Genomic DNA, 18976 nt, shown 5'->3' with positions numbered 1-18976 from the left:
GACATATGGCACGTCAACGACTCAGCGCGGTGGTCATGACCCATCCCAGGCGCCGTGAGGCAGCCGAGGAGCTGGCCCTGAACGCCCCTTTCGGGTTACTGAGGGTCGTCATGGACCCCGACCCCACCGGCACCCCCTCGGTCCTGCGCACCGCGCTCACCGCATGGTCGGCGATCGAGGAGGGGGCCACGCATCAACTGGTGGTACAGGACGACATGAGGTTGTCCGAATCCTTCTTCGAGCGGGTCCGGGCCGCGATCGAGGAGCATCCCGACGCGGCGCTCGCCCTGTTCGCGCTCTGGGACTCCCGCAACGGGGCGGCCGTGCGGTTCGGCACGCTGGCAGGCGCCCGCTGGGTCGGCGCCGTCAACGAGTACTTCCCGTGCGTGGCCATCGTACTGCCGCGCCCGGTCGCCGAAGGGTTCGTCGCGTACGGCAGGGAACGACTCGGCGGCTGGCCCGACGACATCCTGATGCACCGCTATCTGCGGGCCGAGGGAGTACCACGCTACGTCGCTGTACCCAACCTCACGGAGCACGAGGACCGCGGCTCGATCTCCGGCAACGCCTTCCGCGGCCCGCGCCGCTCGGTCTGCTTCCTGCCGGGCGACCGCGCCGGGGAAGAAGGGCAGTCCCTCGACGGCCTGACGGTACTCCCGTTCTTCAAGTACGGTGCCGCACGCTGCGCGGTCCGGGTCCCGGGCCCGGGACCCGAACGCTGGCTGCACCTGGACGCGGAGCAGTACCTCCAAGGGGCGGGACTACCGGCCGCTCTTCTGCGCCCGCCGAGCCGCGGCCCGGTCGGGCCGGACGTCCGGGGCACCTGGCTCACGGCCCTCGCCATGGGGTTCGAGGCGGCCCGCGCCGGACTGCCCGAGCCGCCCGCGACATCGGAGGCGTACGCGGAGGCGCTCGCGACGATCGGTCCGGGCGGCATCAGCAACACCAGCACGGAGGAGCACATCGCGGAGCGCCGTGAACCGCTGGCCGAGGTGGCGCGGCGGGCGCTCCTGGCCGGGCGCGAGGCCGCTTCCGAGCGCCGCCCACGCGCTCGACTGCAAGGAGGCCCGGTCTGGCGCGGGGCGGCGACCCCGCTCGGCGAACATCTCGTACGCAGGCTGGCCGACCGAGGCGTGCGATCCGACGCCGTGATCGACCTGACGCGCCTCCACTCCGCCGAAGCGAAGGTGACCATCCGTCCGCGGAACGCCCCCACCACGTACACGTTGGACGCCGGCGAGGTCTACGGCCCCGGCTGCTCACCCCGCACCGCGATCGGCCGCATGGTGTGGGACGCGCTGCGCAGCCGCCCCGTCACCGTCGAGGGCGACCCCGACGCCGCAGTCCACCCCGTCTACGTCCACGACCTGGCCGACGCGATCGAGGCCGTCCTGCGCACCCGACCGTCCCGGCGGAACCTGGTGGTCTCACCCGAGAAGCCCTGCACGGCCCTGGAGTTGGCCCAAGCCGTTCACGACTCCGTGCGCCCCGTACCGGTACGGGCGGCGCCGGACGGCCCATCGCGGTGGCGCGTCCCGGCCGACGCCCCTCGGGTTCCCGGCTGGACGCCCGCGACGGGCATGGGCCACGGGCTGCACGCGTTCGCCCAGTGGCTCGCCTACGAGGGCGTCCTGCTCGATGTGGCCGACGACCTGTGAGGGTTTTCAGCAGCCGCGTGCAGTTGAGGGTCCCCTGATTCCTGATGTCACCTTCTCGTCCGTGGTGCGGCCAGCACCCGGGCGGCGAAGGCTTCGACGCCGTCCACGACCGCCTCGGAGCGAGGGGAGTGGAAGAGGTCGAACGCGTGCTGCGCACCGGGAAGTTCGGCGTAGACCACGATGTCGTCCGAGACCTGGCGCAGCCGGCCGGCGAAGTTGCGGGCGGCCTCGACGGTCGCCAGCGCGTCCTTGGTGCCGTGGACGACGAACATCGGCGGCGCACCGGGGCGGAGGTACCCCTGCGGCTGGTTCGGGGACGGCGCGTCGTCGGGCGAGTCACCGAAATAGTGGCCGTAGTAGCCGTACAGGCAGATCGCGCCGGTGACCGAGGTGTCGGCGGACTCGAATCCGGGCTGGAACTCCGGGGCGTTCTGCGTGAACGCGCACAGGCCCGCCAGGTTGGATCCGGCGGAACTGCCCGCCACGAACAGCTTCGACGGATCGGCGCCGTGGGCGGCGGCGTGCTCGCGGGCCCAGGCGATGACCTTCTTGGCGTCGATCTGGTGGCCGGGGAAAGTGGTCTCGGGCCGCAGCCGGTAGTTGGCGCTGACGCACACCCATCCCTGGCTCGCGAGCCGGTACAGCAGGGGCCGTGCCTCGCGGTTCTTCGCCCCGCCGGTGAAGTGGCCGCCGTGGAAGTAGATCAGGACCGGCCCGCCCCGGGGCGCGTCGCGGTGGCGGTAGACGTCCAGGAGATTCCGCCGCCCGGCGGGCCCGTAGCGGATGTTGGGGATCCGCTCCACGTCATGCCGCCACATGAGGGCCGGTAGCAGCAGGATGCGGGCCCAGGGCCGGTGGCGGCGCAGCGATACGTTCACATGGTCCCGCCAGTCGGCCCCCAGGCCTTGCCGGAGCGCCCGCCCGACGGCCTGGTCCGTCCGCACGCCCCGCCAGGCGGAGACCACCAGCCCGGCGGCCGTGACAGCGGCGACGGCGGCCGTCGCCTTGGCGCCCGGTGACCGCAGATCGCCCTGGGCGGCGGCCAGCACCGTGGAGCCCACCAGGACGTAGAGCCCCACGAACGGCACCTCGTTGAGGCCCAGGCCGAACCAGAAGCTCATACTCGCCAGCGGCCGGGGCCGGCGCGGCGCGACCACGGCGAAGAAGGTGCACCAGGCGAAGATCGCCGTCGTCGCCACGTATCCCATCGGCATGCCCATGAACGTTCCCCCGTCGACTCCGAGCAGATCCCCGAGTCTCCCCGTGCGTCCGCGCCGCAGCAACAACGAAGCCGGTTTCGATCCATGCCCCCGAGGCCCGGCCGGCCCCGCGAAGGGCTCGTCGTGGTCAGTGCCGCTCGCCGTCGAACCGCGCGAACATGTCGACCAGCGGCTGCGGGGCGCGGGGGTCGAAGATGACCTCCAGCCCCTCGGCGGACTCCCGGGCCGTGTCCTCCGCGCGGGGGAACAGGATCTCCTCGTACGCCGTCAGCGCCGCCTCGGTGTCGCCCGGGTGCGCGGCCAGGCAGCGTCCGAGGCCCGCGCCGTCGATCAGGGCCAGGTTGGCGCCCTCGCCGGCGAAGGGCGACATCAGGTGGGCCGCGTCGCCGAGGAGCGTGACGCCCGGAGTGCGGGGCCAGCGGTGTCCAACCGGCAGGGCGTGGATGTGGCGGGGCACGAGCGGGCCGTCCGCCGCGGAGACGAGGTCGCGCAGGGCGGGTGCCCAGCCGTCGAAGTGCTTCACCAGGATCGCCTTCGCCGCGTCGGCGTCGGTGAAGTCGACGGTCCCCAGCCAGCTTTCGTCCGCGCGCAGGGCTGCATAGATGTGCAGGCTGCCGTCCGTCTCGCGGTGGGCGAGGAAGCCCTTCTCCTCGCCGAGCGCGAAGAACATGCCGCCGCCGATCAGCTCGGCCGCCTCGGGATGGCGTACGTCCGCGTCGTTCAGGTCGAGTTCGACGAACGAGATGCCCGTGTACGCGGGGATCGCGGGGGACACCAGGGGGCGGACGCGCGACCAGGCACCGTCGGCGCCGACGAGCAGGTCCGTGGTGAACACCGAGCCGTCGGCCAGCTCGACCTCGTGCCCGCCCCCGCCCAGCGGACGGCAGGACACCGCCTTGGCGTTCCAGCGCACGGCCCCGCCCGGGAGCGAGGAGAGCAGCAGCTCCCGCAGGTCTCCGCGGTCGATCTCGGGGCGGCCGCCGCTGCCGTCGTCGGGCTCCTCGCGCCGGACGACGCCGTGCCGGTCGAGGACGCGCATCGCCTGGCCGCCGGGGTGGACCCGGTCCGTGAACTCCTCGTACAGACGGGCTTCGCGCAGGGCCGCCTGGCCGGTCTCCTCGTGGATGTCGAGCATGCCGCCCTGGGTCCGCGCCCGCGGGGACGCCTCCAGGTCGAGGACGGTGGCCTCGAGGCCGTGAACGTGCAGGACGCGGGCGAGTGTGAGACCGCCGAGTCCGCCGCCGACGACGGTGATCGGGTGGTGGGAGGTGGTGGTTGCCATGGTGTCGGTCCTTTCGCGGGGGCGACCGCCGTCCGGTGGGAGAACCGGGTCAGGCGGGGTCGCGCGGGGTGGTGAGTGCGCCGTTGACGACCGCGCGGAACAGCCAGCGCAGGCGTTGCCGCGGGGTGCCGGACATCAGGTCGTCGCCGAGGGCCGCGATCCGGGGATGGGTGTCGGCCGGTGCTCCGCGCAGGGCCTCGACCAGGGCGCTCCACTCCTCGCCCGCCGCGGCGTTCTCGTCGCGTGCGGAGTGTTCGGCGGCGGTCGCGGTGGCCACCTGGAGCAGCAGGTCGACCCCCCACGCCGCCTGCCCGTCGGGGACGCCTCCCTCGTGGAGAAGGGAGAGGACCCCCTCGACCACCGCGAGGTAGTGGGCGCCGGACGGGCGCACCACCAACGCGGAGTGCGCGAGGCTCGGATGCTCGAACAGGACGCCCGTGTACGAGATGAGCACCGAGGCGAGCCGGTCGCGCCAGTCGCCGGGACCGGTCACGGGGCGCAGGTCGACCGCGCCGAGGAACTCCTCCAGGATCGCCGCGTGCAGGTCGGCGGTGCCGGAGAAGTAGACGTACAGCGAGGCCGGACCGGTGTCGAGCTCCTTCGCCAGACGTCGCACGGTGACGCGCCGCAGCCCCTCGGACCGCATGATCCGTACGGCCGCCGTGACGATCGCCGCGTGGCTGAGGGCGGGCTTGGCCGGACGCTCCCGACGGCTCCGTGGTGCGGGAGGGGGAGAAGGTGTCATGCCATCACCGTAACGAACATGTTCGTGACGAACAAGTTCGTTCACGCGCGCCGGGCAGTGTGGGTACTGCGGGTGTCCCGTTCAGGGGCGGGCGAGCACCCCGGTGAGCAGGACGGCGAGCGTCTCCTCGAGTGTCGCGGTGAAGTCGAGCCGCATCACCGCCAGTGAAGGATCGGCCTCGTAGGCCGCCAGCATCGCGGCCGAGGGCTGGGCGTGCGTCCAGATCGCGCCGGTCACCAGGAGGGTTCCGGCGGCGAACCGCCCCGCCCGGTGCTCGTCCAGCTCCGGCATGGGCTCGCGTACGAGGCGGGCCAGCTCGGCGACGTTCGCCAGGGCGGCGCGCTTGTAGGTCGCGGCCACCTCGGGGGACACGTTGCGTTCCAGGACCGCCGCCTGGGCGCTGATCAGATCGCAGAGCACCGGGCGGGCGGCCAGTGATGCGGCCAGGGTCGCGGCCACCCGGTCCGTGCGCTCGGCGGCCGGGGCCCCGGCGTCCACCGTCGCCGCGAATTCCGCGTCCAGGCCGGCCAGCCAGTCGCGCTGGGCGCTGCCCAGCAGCTCCAGCAGCACGGCCTCGCGGGACTCGAAGTAGCGGAGCACGTTCGACTTCGCCAGCCCCACCCGCCGGCTCAGCTCGTTCAGGCTCACCTGCGCCACGGGCAGCTCCGTGAGCATCGCCGCCGCGGTGTCGAGGATCGCTCGGCGGCGCACCGCGCGCTGTTCCTCGCTGCGGGCGCGCTGGAAGGGCGTCTCTGTCATACGGACACCTTACAGACCCTCGGTCTGTTGTTATCGGACCGGTGGTCTGCTAGCGTTTTCATCAAGAGACCGCCGGTTCTTTACGGTCCGGGGTCAGCCTGTCGTGAAGGAGTTCGCCATGTACGCCGTTCCGGATCAGAGCGGGAAGACCGCCGTCGTCACCGGAGCCAACAGCGGCACCGGCAAGGAAGCCGCCCGCCGCCTCGCCGGGGCCGGAGCGCACGTCGTGATGGCGGTCCGCACCCCCGCCAAGGGCGAGCGGGCCCGCGCCGAGATCCTCGCCGAGCACCCCGGGGCGCGGATCGAGGTCCGCCGCGTCGACCTCGCGGACCTGGCCTCCGTCGAGGCGTTCGCCGACGGGCTGACCGCCGACGGCGTCCCGGTCGACCTGCTGCTCAACAACGCCGGAGTGATGGCCCCGCCGACCCGGATGACCACCGTCGACGGCTTCGAGCTGCAGTTCGGCAGCAACTACCTCGGCCCGTTCGCGCTCACCGTCCGGCTGCTCCCGCTGCTGCTGGCGGCCCCCGCGCCCCGGGTCGCCACGATGAGCAGCGGCACCGCCACCTACGGCCGGATCCGCTTCGACGACCTCCAGTGGGAGCGCCGCCGCTACAGCGCCAACCAGTCCTACGCGCAGTCCAAGCTCGCCGACCTGATGATGACCCGGCACCTGGCGGACGTGGCCGCCGAGCGCGGCTGGGACCTGCTGAGCACCGGCGCCCACCCCGGGTACACCCGCACCAATCTCCAGGCGGCGGGCGCGAGTCTGGGCCGGGACAAGCCCAAGCGCTCGATGCTCAACTCGATGAGCATGCTGCCGTCCCAGCTCCCCGAGCAGGGCGCGGAGCCCCTGCTGTACGCGGCCACCGCCGCCGGCGTCACCCCCGGCAGCTACTTCGGACCGGGCGGACGCTTCGGGCTCGTCGGCCCCACCGCCCCCGCCCGTGTCACCCGCCGGGCCCTCGACCCGGCCGCCAACGCCCGGCTCTGGGCCGTGTCGGAACGGCTGACCGGGGTGTCGCTCCCCGCCCACATCGCGTGATCCGGCGCGCGGGAAGCGGAGGAGCACGCTCGGGCACGGCCGGACCAGGTGTCAGGACAGGTCCTCGCGGCCCAACCACGAAGGAACCTCCGGCACATCGGCGTCCCACGCCTTCGGCGGTTCGGGCGGTGGCGGCGGCGGCGGCCTCCGGCGTACCGGGGCCGGCGCGGGTGGTTCCGGTTCCGCCGGCGGGGCGGGGTCCGGCTCGGGCGATGGCTCCGGGGCCGCACTGTCCATGAGCTGCTCGGCGACCGTGAACCGGCAGTGGAAGCTGTGCACGACCCCGTCCAGGACCAGCAGGAAGCCGTCGTGCGCCTGGTAGAGCCGCCGACGCCGGGGATGGAAGGGATGGGCCGGCGCGAAGGTCTCGGCGCGCGCCCGCAGGACCTCCAACGCCTCCTCGCGCGTGCCGTCCACATGGCCCAGCACGTCGGCCGACCACACCCGGCGCTGACCCCCGAGCCCGAGATTCTGCTCCACGAGCAGCCCCCACCTGGGCATCGTCCCCCCGATCGTCGTCCGCCCCACCCTGCCGGAAGCGCCCTTCCCCGGCGTACCATTGTTCCCGATCTTGTACGCGTACCGGCACCGCCCCCGTGCACCGCAGAGCCGGAGGTACCCGCGGATGAACGACGCCTCTCCCGTACGCCCCGATCCGGGGCTCTTCGGGCCCCGGTCGGTCACCTGGCAGATGCACGGCGACCCGATGATGTGGATCGCGGGCATCCGCGCCCTCTACCTCCAGGCACTCCACCCGCGCGCCGTGCGCGGAGTCACCCAGAACAGCGACTTCCGCCGGGACGCCTGGGGCCGGCTCATGCGTACGGCGTCCTTCGTCGGCACCATCACCTACGGCACCACCGACGCCGCCGAACAGGCAGGCGCCCGGGTCCGCCGGATCCACCGCATGCTCAAGGCCACCGACCCGGAGACCGGGGAGACGTACGGAGTCGGCGAACCGGAGCTGCTGCTCTGGGTGCACTGCGCCGAGGCCGACTCCTACCTCCAGGTCCAGCGCCGCTCCGGCTTCCCCCTCACCGACGCCCAGGCCGACCGGTACATCGACGAACACCGCACCGGCGCCCGCCTCGTCGGCCTCGACCCGGACCGGGTGCCCGCCACCACCGCCGCACTCGCCGCCTACTTCGACCGCGTACGGCCCGAACTCGCCGCCGGAGCCGAGGCGGCCGACGTCGACGACTTCCTCCGCAGCCCGCCCGTGCGCCCCTGGCTCGTTCCGGCGCGCGCCCTGGTGTGGCGGCGCGTGGCGGCACTCGCCTACCAGTCGCTGCCGCCGTACGCCCACGCCCTGTACGGCAGGCCGGCCCCGCCGCGGGACACCGTCGACCGGCGACTGCGCGCCACCGGCGCCGTCCTGCGCGCGATCCCGGACCGGGTGCGCTGGCAGCTGCCGCCCGGTCACATTCTCGGGGCGATGGCACGCCTCGGGCCCGACAGCCGCCCCGCCGCGTACAAACTCCGCGGACCTGCAGCCATACTGGACGGGCCGGGGAGGGCGCAGCACCAGTAGCGGGGAACAACGGGGGCGGGAAGCGGCAGATGGCGGACACCAGGCTGATCCAGAGCCGGTACCGGCTGCTCGAACTGATCGGGCGCGGCGGCATGGGCGAGGTGTGGCGCGCCCGCGACGAGTCGCTGGGCCGTCAGGTCGCCGTCAAATGCCTCAAACCCATGGGCCCCCAGCACGACCGGGCGTTCACCCGGATCCTGCGCGAACGCTTCCGGCGCGAGGCCCGGGTGGCCGCATCGCTCCAGCACCGGGGCGTCACCGTCGTCCACGACTTCGGCGAGTACGAGGGCGTGCTGTACCTCGTCATGGAGCTGCTCGACGGGCAGAACCTGAGCCAGCTCCTGGCGGAGAACCAGCAGCATCCGCTGCCCGTCGACCATGTCGTCGACATCGCCGAACAGGTCGCCGACGCCCTCGGCTACACCCACCGGCAGGGCATCGTCCACCGCGACCTCAAGCCCGCCAACATCATGCGGCTGACCGACGGCACGGTGAAGATCTGCGACTTCGGCATCGCGCGCCTCGGCCACGACATCGGCATGACCTCCCGGCTCACCACCACCGGCCTCGCCATGGGCACCCCGCACTACATGTCGCCCGAGCAGATCAGCGGCAAGGAGGTCGACCACCGCAGCGACCTCTATTCACTGGGCTGTGTGCTGTACGAAATCGCCACCGGTGTACCGCCGTTCGACCAGGAGGACGCCTGGGCGGTGCTCGTCGGGCACCGCGACACCCCGCCGGAACCGCTGCGCACCCACCGTGCCGAGCTACCCGGCTTCTTCGACCGCGTCGTCCTCGACCTGCTCGCCAAGGCCCCCGAGGAGCGGCCCGTGGACGCGGGTGATCTGCGCCGCCGCATCGTCCTCGGCCGCACCGGGGAACAGCCCGCGCTCGGCCCGGGACCGCTCGCGCTCTCCGGGCCGGCGCCGCTGGAGAGGGCCCTGCCCGCCTGGACCCGGTCCATGACCGCCGGGCACCGGGCGGCCGGCGCGAGCGGCCCCGTCGCCGAACGGCCCGACCCGGCCGCCGGGCTGACGGGGCAATGGACCACCGCGACCGCCACCGCCGCCGCTCCGCACTCCCACACCTTCGTCTCCGTGTCGGCCGGGCCGCCCCCCGCCCCGGACCTCCTCGCCACGCTGGAGGGCCGCCACAGCGCGGGCATCGACCTCGGCCGCCTGGGCCGCTGGGAGGAGGCGGCTCAGGTGCACCGCGAGGTCGCCGCCCAGCGCGGCCGCCTGCTCGGCCCGGACCACCCCGACACCCTCGCCAGCCGCTACGAGATCGGCCTCACCCTCAGCCGTACGGGCCGGGCCGAGGAAGGGCTGCGCGAGTTCACCCGGGTCGCCGAGGGCCGCGAACGGGCCCTGGGCGCCGACCATCCGCAGACGCTCGCCGCCCGCCAGGCGACCGCCCACGCCCTGGGCCGCCTCGGCCGGCACGCCGAGGCCCACCAGGTGTACGAGGCGGTCCTCGCCGTCCGCGAACGCGTCATGGGCCCCGACCACCCCGACACCCTGCGCTGCCGCCACAACCTCGCGTTCAACCTCAGCCGGCTCGGGCGGCCCGAGGAGGCCTGGCGACTGGCCCGGGACGTCGCCGACGCCCGCGCCCGGCTGCTCGGCCCGACCCACCCCGACACCCTCGCGACCCGCTACGAGGTGGCGTACACCCTGGGCAGGCTGGGCCGCTGGGCCGAGGCGCTGGAGACCTACCAGGACGTCGCCCGGGCCCGCGCGAGCACGCTCGGGGCCGACCACCCCGACACCTTCGCCGCCCGCTACGAGGCCGGCATCAGCCTCGGCCGGCTAGGCCGTGACGCGGAGGCCCTGGAGCTGTACCGATCCCTGGTCGCCGACCGCACCCGCACCGCGGGAGCGGCCGACCCCGAAACACTGCGCGCCCGGCACGGCCTCGGCGTCAACCTGGGGCGGACGGGCCGCTGGGAGGAGGCGCTCGCAGAGGCGCGCGACGTCTGCGCGCTGCGGGAACGCACCCTGGGACCCGATCACCCGGACACGGTGATCAGTCGCCGGGAAGTCGCCGCGGGGCTCGGCTGGCTCGGCCGGTGGGCCGAGGCCCTGGTGGCGTACCGGCAGGTCGCCGAAGCGCGCGCCCGGGTGCTGGGACCCGACCACCCCCAGACGCTGGCGGCCCGCGACGACGAGGCGCACTGCCTGGAGCGGCTCGGACGGTCGGCGGACGCCGGCCGCTGATCCCCGCTGATCCCCGCTGATCCCCGCTGATCCCCGCGGATTCGCCGGACGCGCTCCGGCCGCCCACCGCGCGGAACGTGGCCCGGCGGCGACGCCCGGCGAGAAGGCCGACGCCCGGCGAGGGGGCCCGGTTCGTCGACCCACCGGGTGTGAACAGGGGCGTGTCGCCGCGCCGATCCGCCCAAGCGCCCGCGAACCGGCGCTTGCGCGCCCGCGTCGCCCGTGCGCCGATCCTGCCCGGCCCGCGTGCCTGCCCCCTTCCCGCACGCCCCTCCCGCACGTCCCTCCCGCCGCCTCTGGCCGGGACGGACAGCGGCGTGTTACGAAGGTGCATGCCCGCACCCCAGTCACCCGCACCCCGGACATCCGCAGGTCATCAGCCCGCCGCCCGGGACCGCTACGACGCCGTGATCGTCGGCGGCGGTCACAACGGCCTGGTCGCCGCCGCCTACCTCGCGCGCGCCGGACAGTCCGTCCTCGTCCTGGAACGTCTCGGCACCACCGGGGGAGCGGCGATCTCGACCCGCCCCTTCGCCGGGGTCGACGCCCGGCTCTCGCGCTACTCGTATCTGGTGTCCCTGCTGCCGGACAAGATCGTCCGGGACCTCGGCCTCGACTTCGCCGTACGCAAGCGGACCGTCTCCTCCTACACCCCCGCCGTACGCGACGGGCGCCCCACCGGGCTGCTCGTCGCGGGCGACCGCACCCGGGAGTCCTTCGCCGCACTCACCGGCGGCGAGCGCGAGTACGCGGCCTGGCAGCGGTTCTACGGGATGACCCAGCGGGTCGCCGAGCGCGTCTTCCCGACGCTCACCGAACCACTGCCCGCCCGGGACGCGCTGCGCGAGCGGATCGACGACCCCGACGCCTGGCGGATGCTGTTCGAGGAACCGCTCGGAGTGGCCGTCGAGGAGAACTTCGCCGACGACCTGGTGCGCGGAGTCGTCCTCACCGACGCCCTGATCGGCACCTTCGCCGACGCCCACGACACCTCGCTCCTCCAGAACCGGTGCTTCCTGTACCACGTGATCGGCGGCGGCACCGGCGACTGGGACGTCCCCGTCGGCGGCATGGGCGCGCTCACCGACGCGCTGGCCGCCGCCGCCCGTGCGGCGGGCGCCGAGATCCGCGTACGGCACGAGGCGACCCGGATCGAGACCGACGGCGAGGCCGCCGAGGTCACCGTCCGCACCCCGGACGGCGAACACGTCGTCGCCGCCCGCCGGGTGCTCGTCAACGCCTCCCCGCAGGCGCTCGCCGCCCTCCTCGGAGACACCCCGCCCCCGCCCGCGGAGGGCGCCCAGCTCAAGGTGAACATGCTGCTCACCCGGCTGCCGAAGCTCCGTGACCGGTCCGTCGACCCCCGGCAGGCGTTCGCCGGAACCTTCCATATCGCCGAGGGGTACGGGCAGCTCGCCGACGCCTACCGGGACGCGGCGGCGGGCCGACTGCCCGCGGCCCCGCCGTCCGAGATCTACTGCCACTCGCTGACCGACCCCTCGATCCTCGGCCCCGACCTCGCGGCGCGCGGCTACCAGACCCTCACCCTCTTCGGGCTGCACGCCCCGGCCCGGCTGTTCGCCGCCGACAACGACGCCGCCCGCGCGGCCCTGCTGAAGGCGACCCTGGCCGAACTGGACGCCCACCTGGAGGAGCCGGTCACCGACTGCCTGGCCCTCGACGAGAGGGGCGAGCCCTGTATCGAGGCCAAGACCCCGCTCGACCTGGAGCGCGATCTGCGGCTGCCCGGCGGCCATATCTTCCACCGCGACCTCTCCTTCCCGTACGCGGACGAGGGCACCGGGCGCTGGGGCGTGGAGACCGCGCACGCCAACGTGCTGCTCTGCGGGGCGGGCGCGGTGCGCGGCGGCGGGGTCAGCGGAGTCCCCGGCCACAACGCGGCGATGGCGGCGCTGGGGCGGTGACCAGGCCCGGCCCGACGGTCCGGGCCGCCAGGGACTGACCCCGACGGCCCGCACCGCCTGCGCGGCCCGCATCGCCCGTGCCGCTCACACCGCCCGTGCCGGTCAGTCCGCCGACGGCACCCAGCCCGTCGCGTCGATCCGGCCGGCGTCCCGGGGCCGTTCCGCGTCGAAGGCCATGCGGACGCCGTCGCGGACCCGCAGGCCGTCCACGTACGCGCCGCGTCCCACGTACAGCTGATCGGTGGTGTATCGCCAGCGCAGGCGGACGTCCCGGCCGCGCCAGGCCGTCAGGTCCGCCTCCAGCCGGTGCCAGGCGCGCCCCGACCAGCCGGTCGCCGAGCCCGTCGGGTGCGGCCGCGGGTCCGGGCGGTGGTGGCCGGGGCCCGGCGCGAGCGTGGTGAACGGCACCGGCTGCCACTCCTGGCCGTCCGCCGACGCCTCCAGGAACAAGCCGTCGGCGGCCGGTTCGGTGTCCCACCACAGGGCGCACTCCAGGCGCGCCCGCGCGGAGTTCAGCCGCAGGGCGGGCAGGGCGAGGGTGGCGGTGGACGCGCTCGCCATCCCGGAGAACCAGGCGGTGCGCCCCCGTTCGGGCCGGACCGGAACGGCCCGTGCCAGCTGGTTGGCGGCCGCCACCCGGGGCGCGCTGCCCGAGCGCCAACTCCGTACGGGATGGACGGAGTTGCCCAGCACGATGAGGAAGGTGTCGGTCGACGGGTCGAGCACCAGGCTGGTCCCGGTGAATCCGGTGTGCCCCGCACTGCGCGGAGTCGCCATCGCCCCCATGTACCAGTGCTGGTAGAGCTCGAAGCCGAGGCCGTGCTCGTCGCCCGGGAACGCGGTGTTGAAGTCGGTGAACAGCAGGTCGACGGAGTCCTCGGACAGAATGCGGGAGCGGCCGTACACCCCGCCGTTGAGGAGCGTCCGGGCGAGCACCGCGAGGTCCCAGGCGCAGGAGAACACCCCGGCGTGACCCGCCACCCCGTCCAGGCTGAACGCGTTCTCGTCGTGCACCTCGCCCCAGACAAGACCGCGATCGAGCCCGGACCAGGGCAGCCGGGCGTCCTCGGTGGCGGCGATCTTCGGCTTCCAGGAGGCGGGCGGGTTGTAGCGGGTGCGGCGCATCCCGAGCGGGTCGGTGATCTCCTCGCGGAGCAGGGTGTCCAGCGGGCGGCCGGTGATCTTCTCCAGGATCAGTTGCAGCGAGATCAGATTGAGGTCGGAGTAGAGATAGGCGCTGCCCGGGGTGCTCGCGGGAACCTCCTCCCACAGCATCCGGAGCTTGCCCTCCCGGGCCGGCTCCTCGTACAGCGGGATCCACGCCCGGAAACCCGAGGTGTGCGTGAGCAGGTGACGGACCGTGATGTCCTGCTTGCCGCCGCCCGCGAAGTCCGGGAGGTACGAGGCGACCGTCGCCTCCAGCTCCAGTTCGCCGCGCTCGATCTGCTGGACCGCCAGGAGCGAGGTGAACAGCTTGGAGATCGAGGCCAGGTCGAAGACGGTGTCCTCGGCCATCGCGATCTGCTGCTCCGCCGGGAACTCCACTCCGGTGTCGGTCTTCTCGTCGTACGCGGAATAGCGCACGGCCTTGCCGATCGGCCGGTGCAGCGCCACCGTGCCGCCCCGCCCGGCGAGCAGCACCGCGCCCGCGTACCAGGGGTGCTCGGGGGAGTCGGCGAGGTAGGCCTCGGCGTCCCGTACGAGCTGGTCCAGCGGCCCCTGGAGCAGCCCGGCGCGTGCGGCGCTCCCGCGCCGCAGCGTGGGCCGGTGCGTCCCTGACTCCATGCCCGCTCCCGTGTTCGCCGCTCTGTCCGTCACCCCCGCGCCCGGTCCGCTCCGGGCGGCCGCGCCCGCGAGCGGGATCGGCGTCAGCGCGAGCGCACCACCCAGCGCCAGTATCCCGCCGCCCAGCCGCCGCCGGGCGATGCCGCTCCCGGTCGAGCGGGAGCCGGTCGCTGGGGCCTGACCCCCGGCCGTGCCCGCGCCGGCCGTGCCCGCGCCGGTCGCGGAGTCACGGATCGCTGCCTGTTCCCCGCCTCCCCGCGTGCCCCGGCCGTCATGACCGCCCCGGGCGCTCGCCGCCCGTCCGTTCCCCTGCGTGTCCCCGGTCATCCGCAACTCCTTCCCGCGCCTGACGTCCGGTCACCGGGCCGTGGTGGCCGTGTTCCGGCGCCCGCGCGAAAGTAACTTCCGAAATCTCGCCGAGCAGTGAAAGTTCCTGCCGCCGCAGAGATTACTGTCACCCCCGCGCTCCCGTGCGCGTCCCGGCCCGCAAAGAATCTGACACTGCATCAGAAAACCTCTTCCCTCGGTCGCCCGGCTGCGGCATCCTGCCGCCCATGGAGACGGAACTGAGCCGGCAACTGGGAATCGAGCACGCCATCTTCGGCTTCACGCCGTTTCCCGAGGTCGCAGCGGCCATCACCAGAGCCGGCGGCTTCGGCGTGCTCGGTGCGGTCCGCTACACCGCCCCCGAGGACCTCGCGCGTGACCTGGACCGCCTGCACAAGCACGCCGACGGCAAGCCCTACGGCCTGGACGTGGTGATGCCGGCCAAGAAGGTCGAGGGCGTCACCGAGGCGGACGTCGAGGCGATGATCCCGGACGAACACCGCGGATTCGTCCAAGAGCTCCTGGCCCGTTACGGCGTGCCCGAACTCGCCGAAGGAGAGGCGTCCGGCTGGCGCATCACCGGCTGGATGGAGGAGGTCGCCCGGGGGCAGCTCGACGTGGCCTTCGACTACCCGATCAAGCTGCTCGCCAACGCCCTCGGCTCCCCGCCCGCCGACGTCATCGAACGGGCCCACGACCACGGGGTCCTCGTCGCCGCCCTGGCCGGAAGCGCCCGGCACGCCCGGCGGCACGCGGAGGCGGGCATCGACGTCGTCGTCGCCCAGGGGTACGAGGCGGGCGGTCACACCGGCGAGATCGGCTCCATGGTGTTGGTCCCCGAAGTCGTCGAGGCCGTCGCCCCGCTGCCCGTGCTAGCCGCCGGAGGCATCGGCAGCGGCGAACAGGTCGCCGCCGGACTCGCCCTCGGCGCGCAGGGCGTCTGGCTCGGCTCCCTCTGGCTCACCACCGAGGAGGCCGACCTGCACTCCGAGGCCCTGACCGCCAAGCTGCTCGCCGCCGGCTCCGGCGACACCGTCCGCTCCCGCGCCCTCACCGGGAAGCCCGCACGCCAGCTCCGTACCGCATGGACCGACGCCTGGGAGGACGGGGCCGGACCCGGGCCCCTGCCCATGCCGCTCCAGGGGCTGCTGGTCGCCGAGGCCGTCTCGCGGATCCAGAAGTACGAGGTCGGGGAACTGCTCGGCACGCCCGTCGGGCAGATCGTCGGCCGGATGACCAGCGAACGCAGCGTCCAGGCCGTCGTCGACGACCTCACCCGCGGCTTCGAACGGGCCGTCACCCGCATGAACCGCATCGCCGGAAGGAGCGCCACGTGAACCAGCCGCCCAACGGCTTCTGGGCCCAGGCCGCCGCCGACCCCGACCGCACCGTCCTGATCGCCCCCGACGGCGAGGAGTGGAGCGCGGACCGCCTGCACGCCGACGTCAACCGCATGGTCCACGGACTGCGCGCGGCGGGACTGCGCGAGGGCGACGCGTTCGCCGTCGTACTCCCCAACGGCGTCGAACTCCTCACCGCCTACCTCGCCGCCTCGCAGGCCGGCTTCTACCTCGTCCCGGTCAACCACCACCTCGTCGGCCCCGAGATCGCCTGGATCGTCGCCGACTCGGGCGCCCGCGTCCTGATCGCCCACGAACGCTTCGCGGCCACCGCGACGGCCGCCGCCGACGAGGCGGACCTGCCCGCCACCCACCGCTACGGCGTCGGCACGGTCACCGGCTGCCGCCCCTACGCCGAACTCCTCGAAGGCCACCCCGGCACCCCACCGGACGGCCGGACCCTCGGCTGGGTCATGAACTACACCTCGGGCACCACCGGACGCCCGCGAGGCATCCGGCGCCCGCTGCCCGGAAAGCGACCCGAGGAGACCTACCTCGGCGGCTTCCTCGGCATCTTCGGCATCCGGCCGTTCGACGACAACGTCCACCTGGTCTGCTCGCCGCTGTACCACACCGCCGTGCTCCAATTCGCGGGCGCCGCACTCCACATCGGCCATCCGCTCGTCCTGATGGACGGCTGGGCCCCGGAGGAGATGCTGCGCCTCATCGACGCCCACCGCTGCACCCACACCCACATGGTCCCGACGCAGTTCCACCGCCTGCTCGCACTCCCCGACGAGGTCAGGGCCCGCTACGACGTCACCTCCATGCGGCACGCCATCCACGGCGCTGCCCCCTGCCCCGACCACGTCAAACGCGCCATGATCGACTGGTGGGGGAGCTGCGTCGAGGAGTACTACGCGGCCAGCGAGGGAGGCGGAGCGTTCGCCACCGCCGAGGACTGGCTGAAGAAGCCCGGCACTGTCGGCAAGGCCTGGCCGATCAGCGAACTGGCCGTCTTCGACGACGACGGCAACCGGCTCGCGGCGGGCGAACTGGGCACCGTCTACATGAAGATGAGCACCGGCGGCTTCAGCTACCACAAGGACGAGACCAAGACCCGGAAGAACCGCATCGGCGACTTCTTCACCGTCGGCGACCTGGGTGTGCTGGACGAGGACGGTTACCTCTTCCTCCGCGACCGCAAGATCGACATGATCATCGCCGGCGGCGTCAACATCTACCCCGCCGAGATCGAGTCCGCCCTGCTCACCCACCCCGCCGTCGCGGACGCCGCCGCCTTCGGCATCCCGCACGCCGACCGGGGCGAGGAGGTCAAGGCCGTCGTCGAACCGGCCGAGGGCCACGAGCCGTCGGACGAGCTCGCCGCCGCGATCCTCGCCCACTGCGAGGAGCGGCTCGCCGGATACAAGCGCCCCCGCTCCCTCGACTTCATCACCGCCATGCCCCGCGACCCCAACGGCAAGCTCTACAAACGACGGCTGCGCGAACCGTACTGGGAGGGCTTCGAGCGATCCCTTTGAGGCGGGCCGCGTCAGCCAAAGGCGCACCGGGGTCCTGTGGGGCAGAGGGGTGCTGCCTTTGCCGCTCGGCCTCGGTGCAGGATGAGGATGTGCTCCCTCCTCGACTGCTGTGGTGTGATCCCCGGCCCATCCCTCGGCTCAACCGGCAGGAGCCGGTGACCGTGATCGTCAGCGACCCCGGCTTCCACGAACCGGTCAGCGATGACCACTGCTCCGTGTTCGGGTACTTCTGCCAGACGCATGACCGCCCCTACCGACACGAGTCCTGCGGGGACGGGCCGCACCTCGTCGCCCTGGACTGTCAGGAGCACGGACCGGAGAACATGTGGCCGCAGCCGCGCATGCTGCTGTTCCCGGAAGGGTTCGACCCGCCACTGAGCGACGCGCAGTTGGCCTGCGTGCGGGCGGAGGACGGAGCCGCTCAGGGGTGATCCCGGGCGCGGCGCAACCTGAAACGTTCTAGGTATGCGCGTGCGCGCCTGTCCCTGAGACTTGTCGTGGGCCGGAGGGCCCATCGCCTGTGCCCTCCGGCCCACGCGGACCGAGGTCAAGGGGGAGCAACTTATGAAGCGGGTTCACACGCTGCGCGCCAAGGCGGGCGTCACGGCTGGGTTCATGCTGGTCGCCGGAGCGGGAATGGTCGCTACGGCCGCTCCGGCGGCGGCTGCCGGCTACTGCAACACCGGCAAGTCGATCATGAAGGGCACTTACAACCACATCTTCGTTCCGGCCAACGGCACCAGCACCGGCTGCACCATGGCCCAGGGCGCCACCGGCAACCACGTCAAGGCGCTGCAGCAGGCGTTGAAGGACTGCTACAACGTGGGGCTGGAAGCGGAGAAGGACGTCGACGGGATCTTCGGCCCGAAGACCTACTCGGCTCTGTGGGCCGCGCAGGGCAAGGCCGGTACCAAGCAGGACGGCATCTACGGCCCCAACACCCGCGACGCGCTGAAGTGGCCGCGTCACAAGAAGCTGGACGGCAGCTTCCAAGGCTGTGGGTCGATCTGAGCACCGCCCCGCGCTCGCGCGTGAACGCCGAGCACTCCGGACCGAGCCCGTGGACAGCCAACGAGGAGACCCACGTATGAAGAGGAACACCACCACACGGGCCAAGGCGGGCGCGGTAGCGGGAATGCTGCTGTTGTCCGGACTGGGTGTGGTCGGCACGGCGACTCCGGCCGCGGCGGCGAATTGGTGCAACACCACACTGGGCAACTTCGTCAGCGGCGGCGACCACAGCCTGGCCCAGATCCCCGCCTACAACACGAGCTTCAGCTGCATCACCGGCCGGGGAGCCTCCGGTTCGCACGTGAAGGCGATCCAGCGCTCGCTGCGTTACTGCCACGGGCGGAGCAGCGTGGAGGTCGACGGCCACTTCGGGGAGATCACCGAAACGCAACTGGAGATCGTGCAGCGTGCTCTGAAGCTCGATGACGACGGCATGTACGGCCCGAAGACCCGCGACAAGCTGACGTGGCGGGCGAGCGACGGCGTCTGCGGGAAGCTTCCGTAACTCCCCGCAGATCACGACGCGCCGGGTGAGCGGGGCGCCCGCCGAGGCGGACGCCCTACTCACCGCGGATGGGCGCACCC

General features: G+C 73.1%; 16 protein-coding genes. 10 read left to right on the top strand and 6 right to left on the bottom strand.

All coding sequences use genetic code 11. The features are described 5' to 3' along the window. Nucleotides 1–5: 5 nt before the first annotated feature. The gene (locus ACIQPT_RS32540; protein ID WP_401161190.1) at nucleotides 6–1658 is read left to right on the top strand and encodes a hypothetical protein; all 1653 of its coding nucleotides are present in this window, start codon (nucleotides 6–8) and stop codon (nucleotides 1656–1658) included. A 47-nt stretch (nucleotides 1659–1705) separates the two neighbouring features. On the opposite strand, the gene ACIQPT_RS32535 is transcribed toward ACIQPT_RS32540, so the two are convergent. The 4 genes from ACIQPT_RS32535 to ACIQPT_RS32520 all read right to left on the bottom strand — a co-directional run bounded on the left by ACIQPT_RS32535 (nucleotide 1706) and on the right by ACIQPT_RS32520 (nucleotide 5664). Then, complete coding sequence (locus ACIQPT_RS32535) at nucleotides 1706–2872, bottom strand: alpha/beta hydrolase (RefSeq protein ID WP_401161188.1); 1167 nt, start codon at nucleotides 2870–2872, stop codon at nucleotides 1706–1708. A 133-nt stretch (nucleotides 2873–3005) separates the two neighbouring features. Then, a complete protein-coding gene (locus ACIQPT_RS32530) occupies nucleotides 3006–4160 on the bottom strand; it encodes an FAD-dependent oxidoreductase (protein WP_401161187.1) in 1155 nt (384 codons plus the stop codon). Nucleotides 4161–4209: 49 nt separating this feature from the next. After that, nucleotides 4210–4905 (bottom strand): TetR/AcrR family transcriptional regulator, encoded by a 696-nt coding sequence (locus tag ACIQPT_RS32525; RefSeq protein ID WP_401161184.1) that lies wholly within the window; start codon nucleotides 4903–4905, stop codon nucleotides 4210–4212. Nucleotides 4906–4986: 81 nt separating this feature from the next. Continuing rightward, entirely contained in the window at nucleotides 4987–5664 is a 678-nt protein-coding gene (locus ACIQPT_RS32520) for a TetR/AcrR family transcriptional regulator (RefSeq protein ID WP_401161182.1), read from the bottom strand. A gap of 118 nt (nucleotides 5665–5782) precedes the next feature. Between ACIQPT_RS32520 and ACIQPT_RS32515 the strand changes: the two genes are divergently transcribed. After that, nucleotides 5783–6709: an SDR family oxidoreductase gene (locus ACIQPT_RS32515; RefSeq protein ID WP_401161180.1), complete on the top strand. Its 927-nt coding sequence runs from the start codon at nucleotides 5783–5785 to the stop codon at nucleotides 6707–6709. Between the two features lie 51 nt (nucleotides 6710–6760). Here ACIQPT_RS32515 and ACIQPT_RS32510 read toward each other — a convergent pair whose 3' ends face one another. Then, entirely contained in the window at nucleotides 6761–7210 is a 450-nt protein-coding gene (locus tag ACIQPT_RS32510; protein ID WP_401161178.1) for a hypothetical protein, read from the bottom strand. Nucleotides 7211–7334: 124 nt separating this feature from the next. Between ACIQPT_RS32510 and ACIQPT_RS32505 the strand changes: the two genes are divergently transcribed. The 3 genes from ACIQPT_RS32505 to ACIQPT_RS32495 all read left to right on the top strand — a co-directional run bounded on the left by ACIQPT_RS32505 (nucleotide 7335) and on the right by ACIQPT_RS32495 (nucleotide 12384). Beyond that, on the top strand, nucleotides 7335–8240 hold the full coding sequence (locus ACIQPT_RS32505) for an oxygenase MpaB family protein (protein WP_401161176.1): 906 nt from the start codon (nucleotides 7335–7337) through the stop codon (nucleotides 8238–8240). A 29-nt stretch (nucleotides 8241–8269) separates the two neighbouring features. Next, nucleotides 8270–10459, top strand: a complete 2190-nt coding sequence (locus ACIQPT_RS32500; RefSeq protein WP_401161174.1) for a tetratricopeptide repeat protein — start codon at nucleotides 8270–8272, stop codon at nucleotides 10457–10459. Between the two features lie 332 nt (nucleotides 10460–10791). Further along, a complete protein-coding gene (locus ACIQPT_RS32495) occupies nucleotides 10792–12384 on the top strand; it encodes a phytoene desaturase family protein (RefSeq protein WP_401161171.1) in 1593 nt (530 codons plus the stop codon). Between the two features lie 102 nt (nucleotides 12385–12486). Here ACIQPT_RS32495 and ACIQPT_RS32490 read toward each other — a convergent pair whose 3' ends face one another. Continuing rightward, nucleotides 12487–14496, bottom strand: coding sequence for a serine hydrolase (locus tag ACIQPT_RS32490; RefSeq protein ID WP_401161169.1), 2010 nt, complete (start codon nucleotides 14494–14496; stop codon nucleotides 12487–12489). Nucleotides 14497–14723: 227 nt separating this feature from the next. Here ACIQPT_RS32490 and ACIQPT_RS32485 point away from each other — a divergent pair, with 227 nt between their 5' ends. The 5 genes from ACIQPT_RS32485 (at nucleotide 14724) to ACIQPT_RS32465 (ending at nucleotide 18896) form a co-directional block, all read left to right on the top strand. Then, nucleotides 14724–15833 (top strand): NAD(P)H-dependent flavin oxidoreductase, encoded by a 1110-nt coding sequence (locus ACIQPT_RS32485; RefSeq protein WP_401161167.1) that lies wholly within the window; start codon nucleotides 14724–14726, stop codon nucleotides 15831–15833. Further along, entirely contained in the window at nucleotides 15830–17380 is a 1551-nt protein-coding gene (locus ACIQPT_RS32480; protein WP_401161165.1) for an acyl-CoA synthetase, read from the top strand. Before ACIQPT_RS32485 ends, ACIQPT_RS32480 begins: the two co-directional genes overlap by 4 nt. A 161-nt stretch (nucleotides 17381–17541) precedes the next feature. After that, nucleotides 17542–17811 (top strand): hypothetical protein, encoded by a 270-nt coding sequence (locus tag ACIQPT_RS32475; protein ID WP_401161163.1) that lies wholly within the window; start codon nucleotides 17542–17544, stop codon nucleotides 17809–17811. Between the two features lie 133 nt (nucleotides 17812–17944). Then, nucleotides 17945–18391: a peptidoglycan-binding protein gene (locus ACIQPT_RS32470; RefSeq protein ID WP_401161161.1), complete on the top strand. Its 447-nt coding sequence runs from the start codon at nucleotides 17945–17947 to the stop codon at nucleotides 18389–18391. A gap of 76 nt (nucleotides 18392–18467) precedes the next feature. Next, nucleotides 18468–18896: a peptidoglycan-binding protein gene (locus ACIQPT_RS32465; RefSeq protein WP_401161159.1), complete on the top strand. Its 429-nt coding sequence runs from the start codon at nucleotides 18468–18470 to the stop codon at nucleotides 18894–18896. Nucleotides 18897–18976 lie beyond the last annotated feature (80 nt).

The organism is Streptomyces sp. NPDC091289 (assembly GCF_044757365.1).
In the GTDB taxonomy this organism is placed as follows: domain Bacteria; phylum Actinomycetota; class Actinomycetes; order Streptomycetales; family Streptomycetaceae; genus Streptomyces.
This window is presented reverse-complemented; position numbering and strand designations above follow the sequence as displayed.

Bases quoted from the DNA above. Each gene is read 5' to 3' on its own strand.
- ACIQPT_RS32540 (WP_401161190.1), top strand. From the start codon at position 6: ATGGCACGTCAACGACTCAGCGCGGTGGTCATGACCCATCCCAGGCGC.
- ACIQPT_RS32535 (WP_401161188.1), bottom strand. From the start codon at position 2,872: ATGCCGATGGGATACGTGGCGACGACGGCGATCTTCGCCTGGTGCACC.
- ACIQPT_RS32530 (WP_401161187.1), bottom strand. From the start codon at position 4,160: ATGGCAACCACCACCTCCCACCACCCGATCACCGTCGTCGGCGGCGGA.
- ACIQPT_RS32525 (WP_401161184.1), bottom strand. From the start codon at position 4,905: ATGACACCTTCTCCCCCTCCCGCACCACGGAGCCGTCGGGAGCGTCCG.
- ACIQPT_RS32520 (WP_401161182.1), bottom strand. From the start codon at position 5,664: ATGACAGAGACGCCCTTCCAGCGCGCCCGCAGCGAGGAACAGCGCGCG.
- ACIQPT_RS32515 (WP_401161180.1), top strand. From the start codon at position 5,783: ATGTACGCCGTTCCGGATCAGAGCGGGAAGACCGCCGTCGTCACCGGA.
- ACIQPT_RS32510 (WP_401161178.1), bottom strand. From the start codon at position 7,210: ATGCCCAGGTGGGGGCTGCTCGTGGAGCAGAATCTCGGGCTCGGGGGT.
- ACIQPT_RS32505 (WP_401161176.1), top strand. From the start codon at position 7,335: ATGAACGACGCCTCTCCCGTACGCCCCGATCCGGGGCTCTTCGGGCCC.
- ACIQPT_RS32500 (WP_401161174.1), top strand. From the start codon at position 8,270: ATGGCGGACACCAGGCTGATCCAGAGCCGGTACCGGCTGCTCGAACTG.
- ACIQPT_RS32495 (WP_401161171.1), top strand. From the start codon at position 10,792: ATGCCCGCACCCCAGTCACCCGCACCCCGGACATCCGCAGGTCATCAG.
- ACIQPT_RS32490 (WP_401161169.1), bottom strand. From the start codon at position 14,496: ATGACCGGGGACACGCAGGGGAACGGACGGGCGGCGAGCGCCCGGGGC.
- ACIQPT_RS32485 (WP_401161167.1), top strand. From the start codon at position 14,724: ATGGAGACGGAACTGAGCCGGCAACTGGGAATCGAGCACGCCATCTTC.
- ACIQPT_RS32470 (WP_401161161.1), top strand. From the start codon at position 17,945: ATGAAGCGGGTTCACACGCTGCGCGCCAAGGCGGGCGTCACGGCTGGG.
- ACIQPT_RS32465 (WP_401161159.1), top strand. From the start codon at position 18,468: ATGAAGAGGAACACCACCACACGGGCCAAGGCGGGCGCGGTAGCGGGA.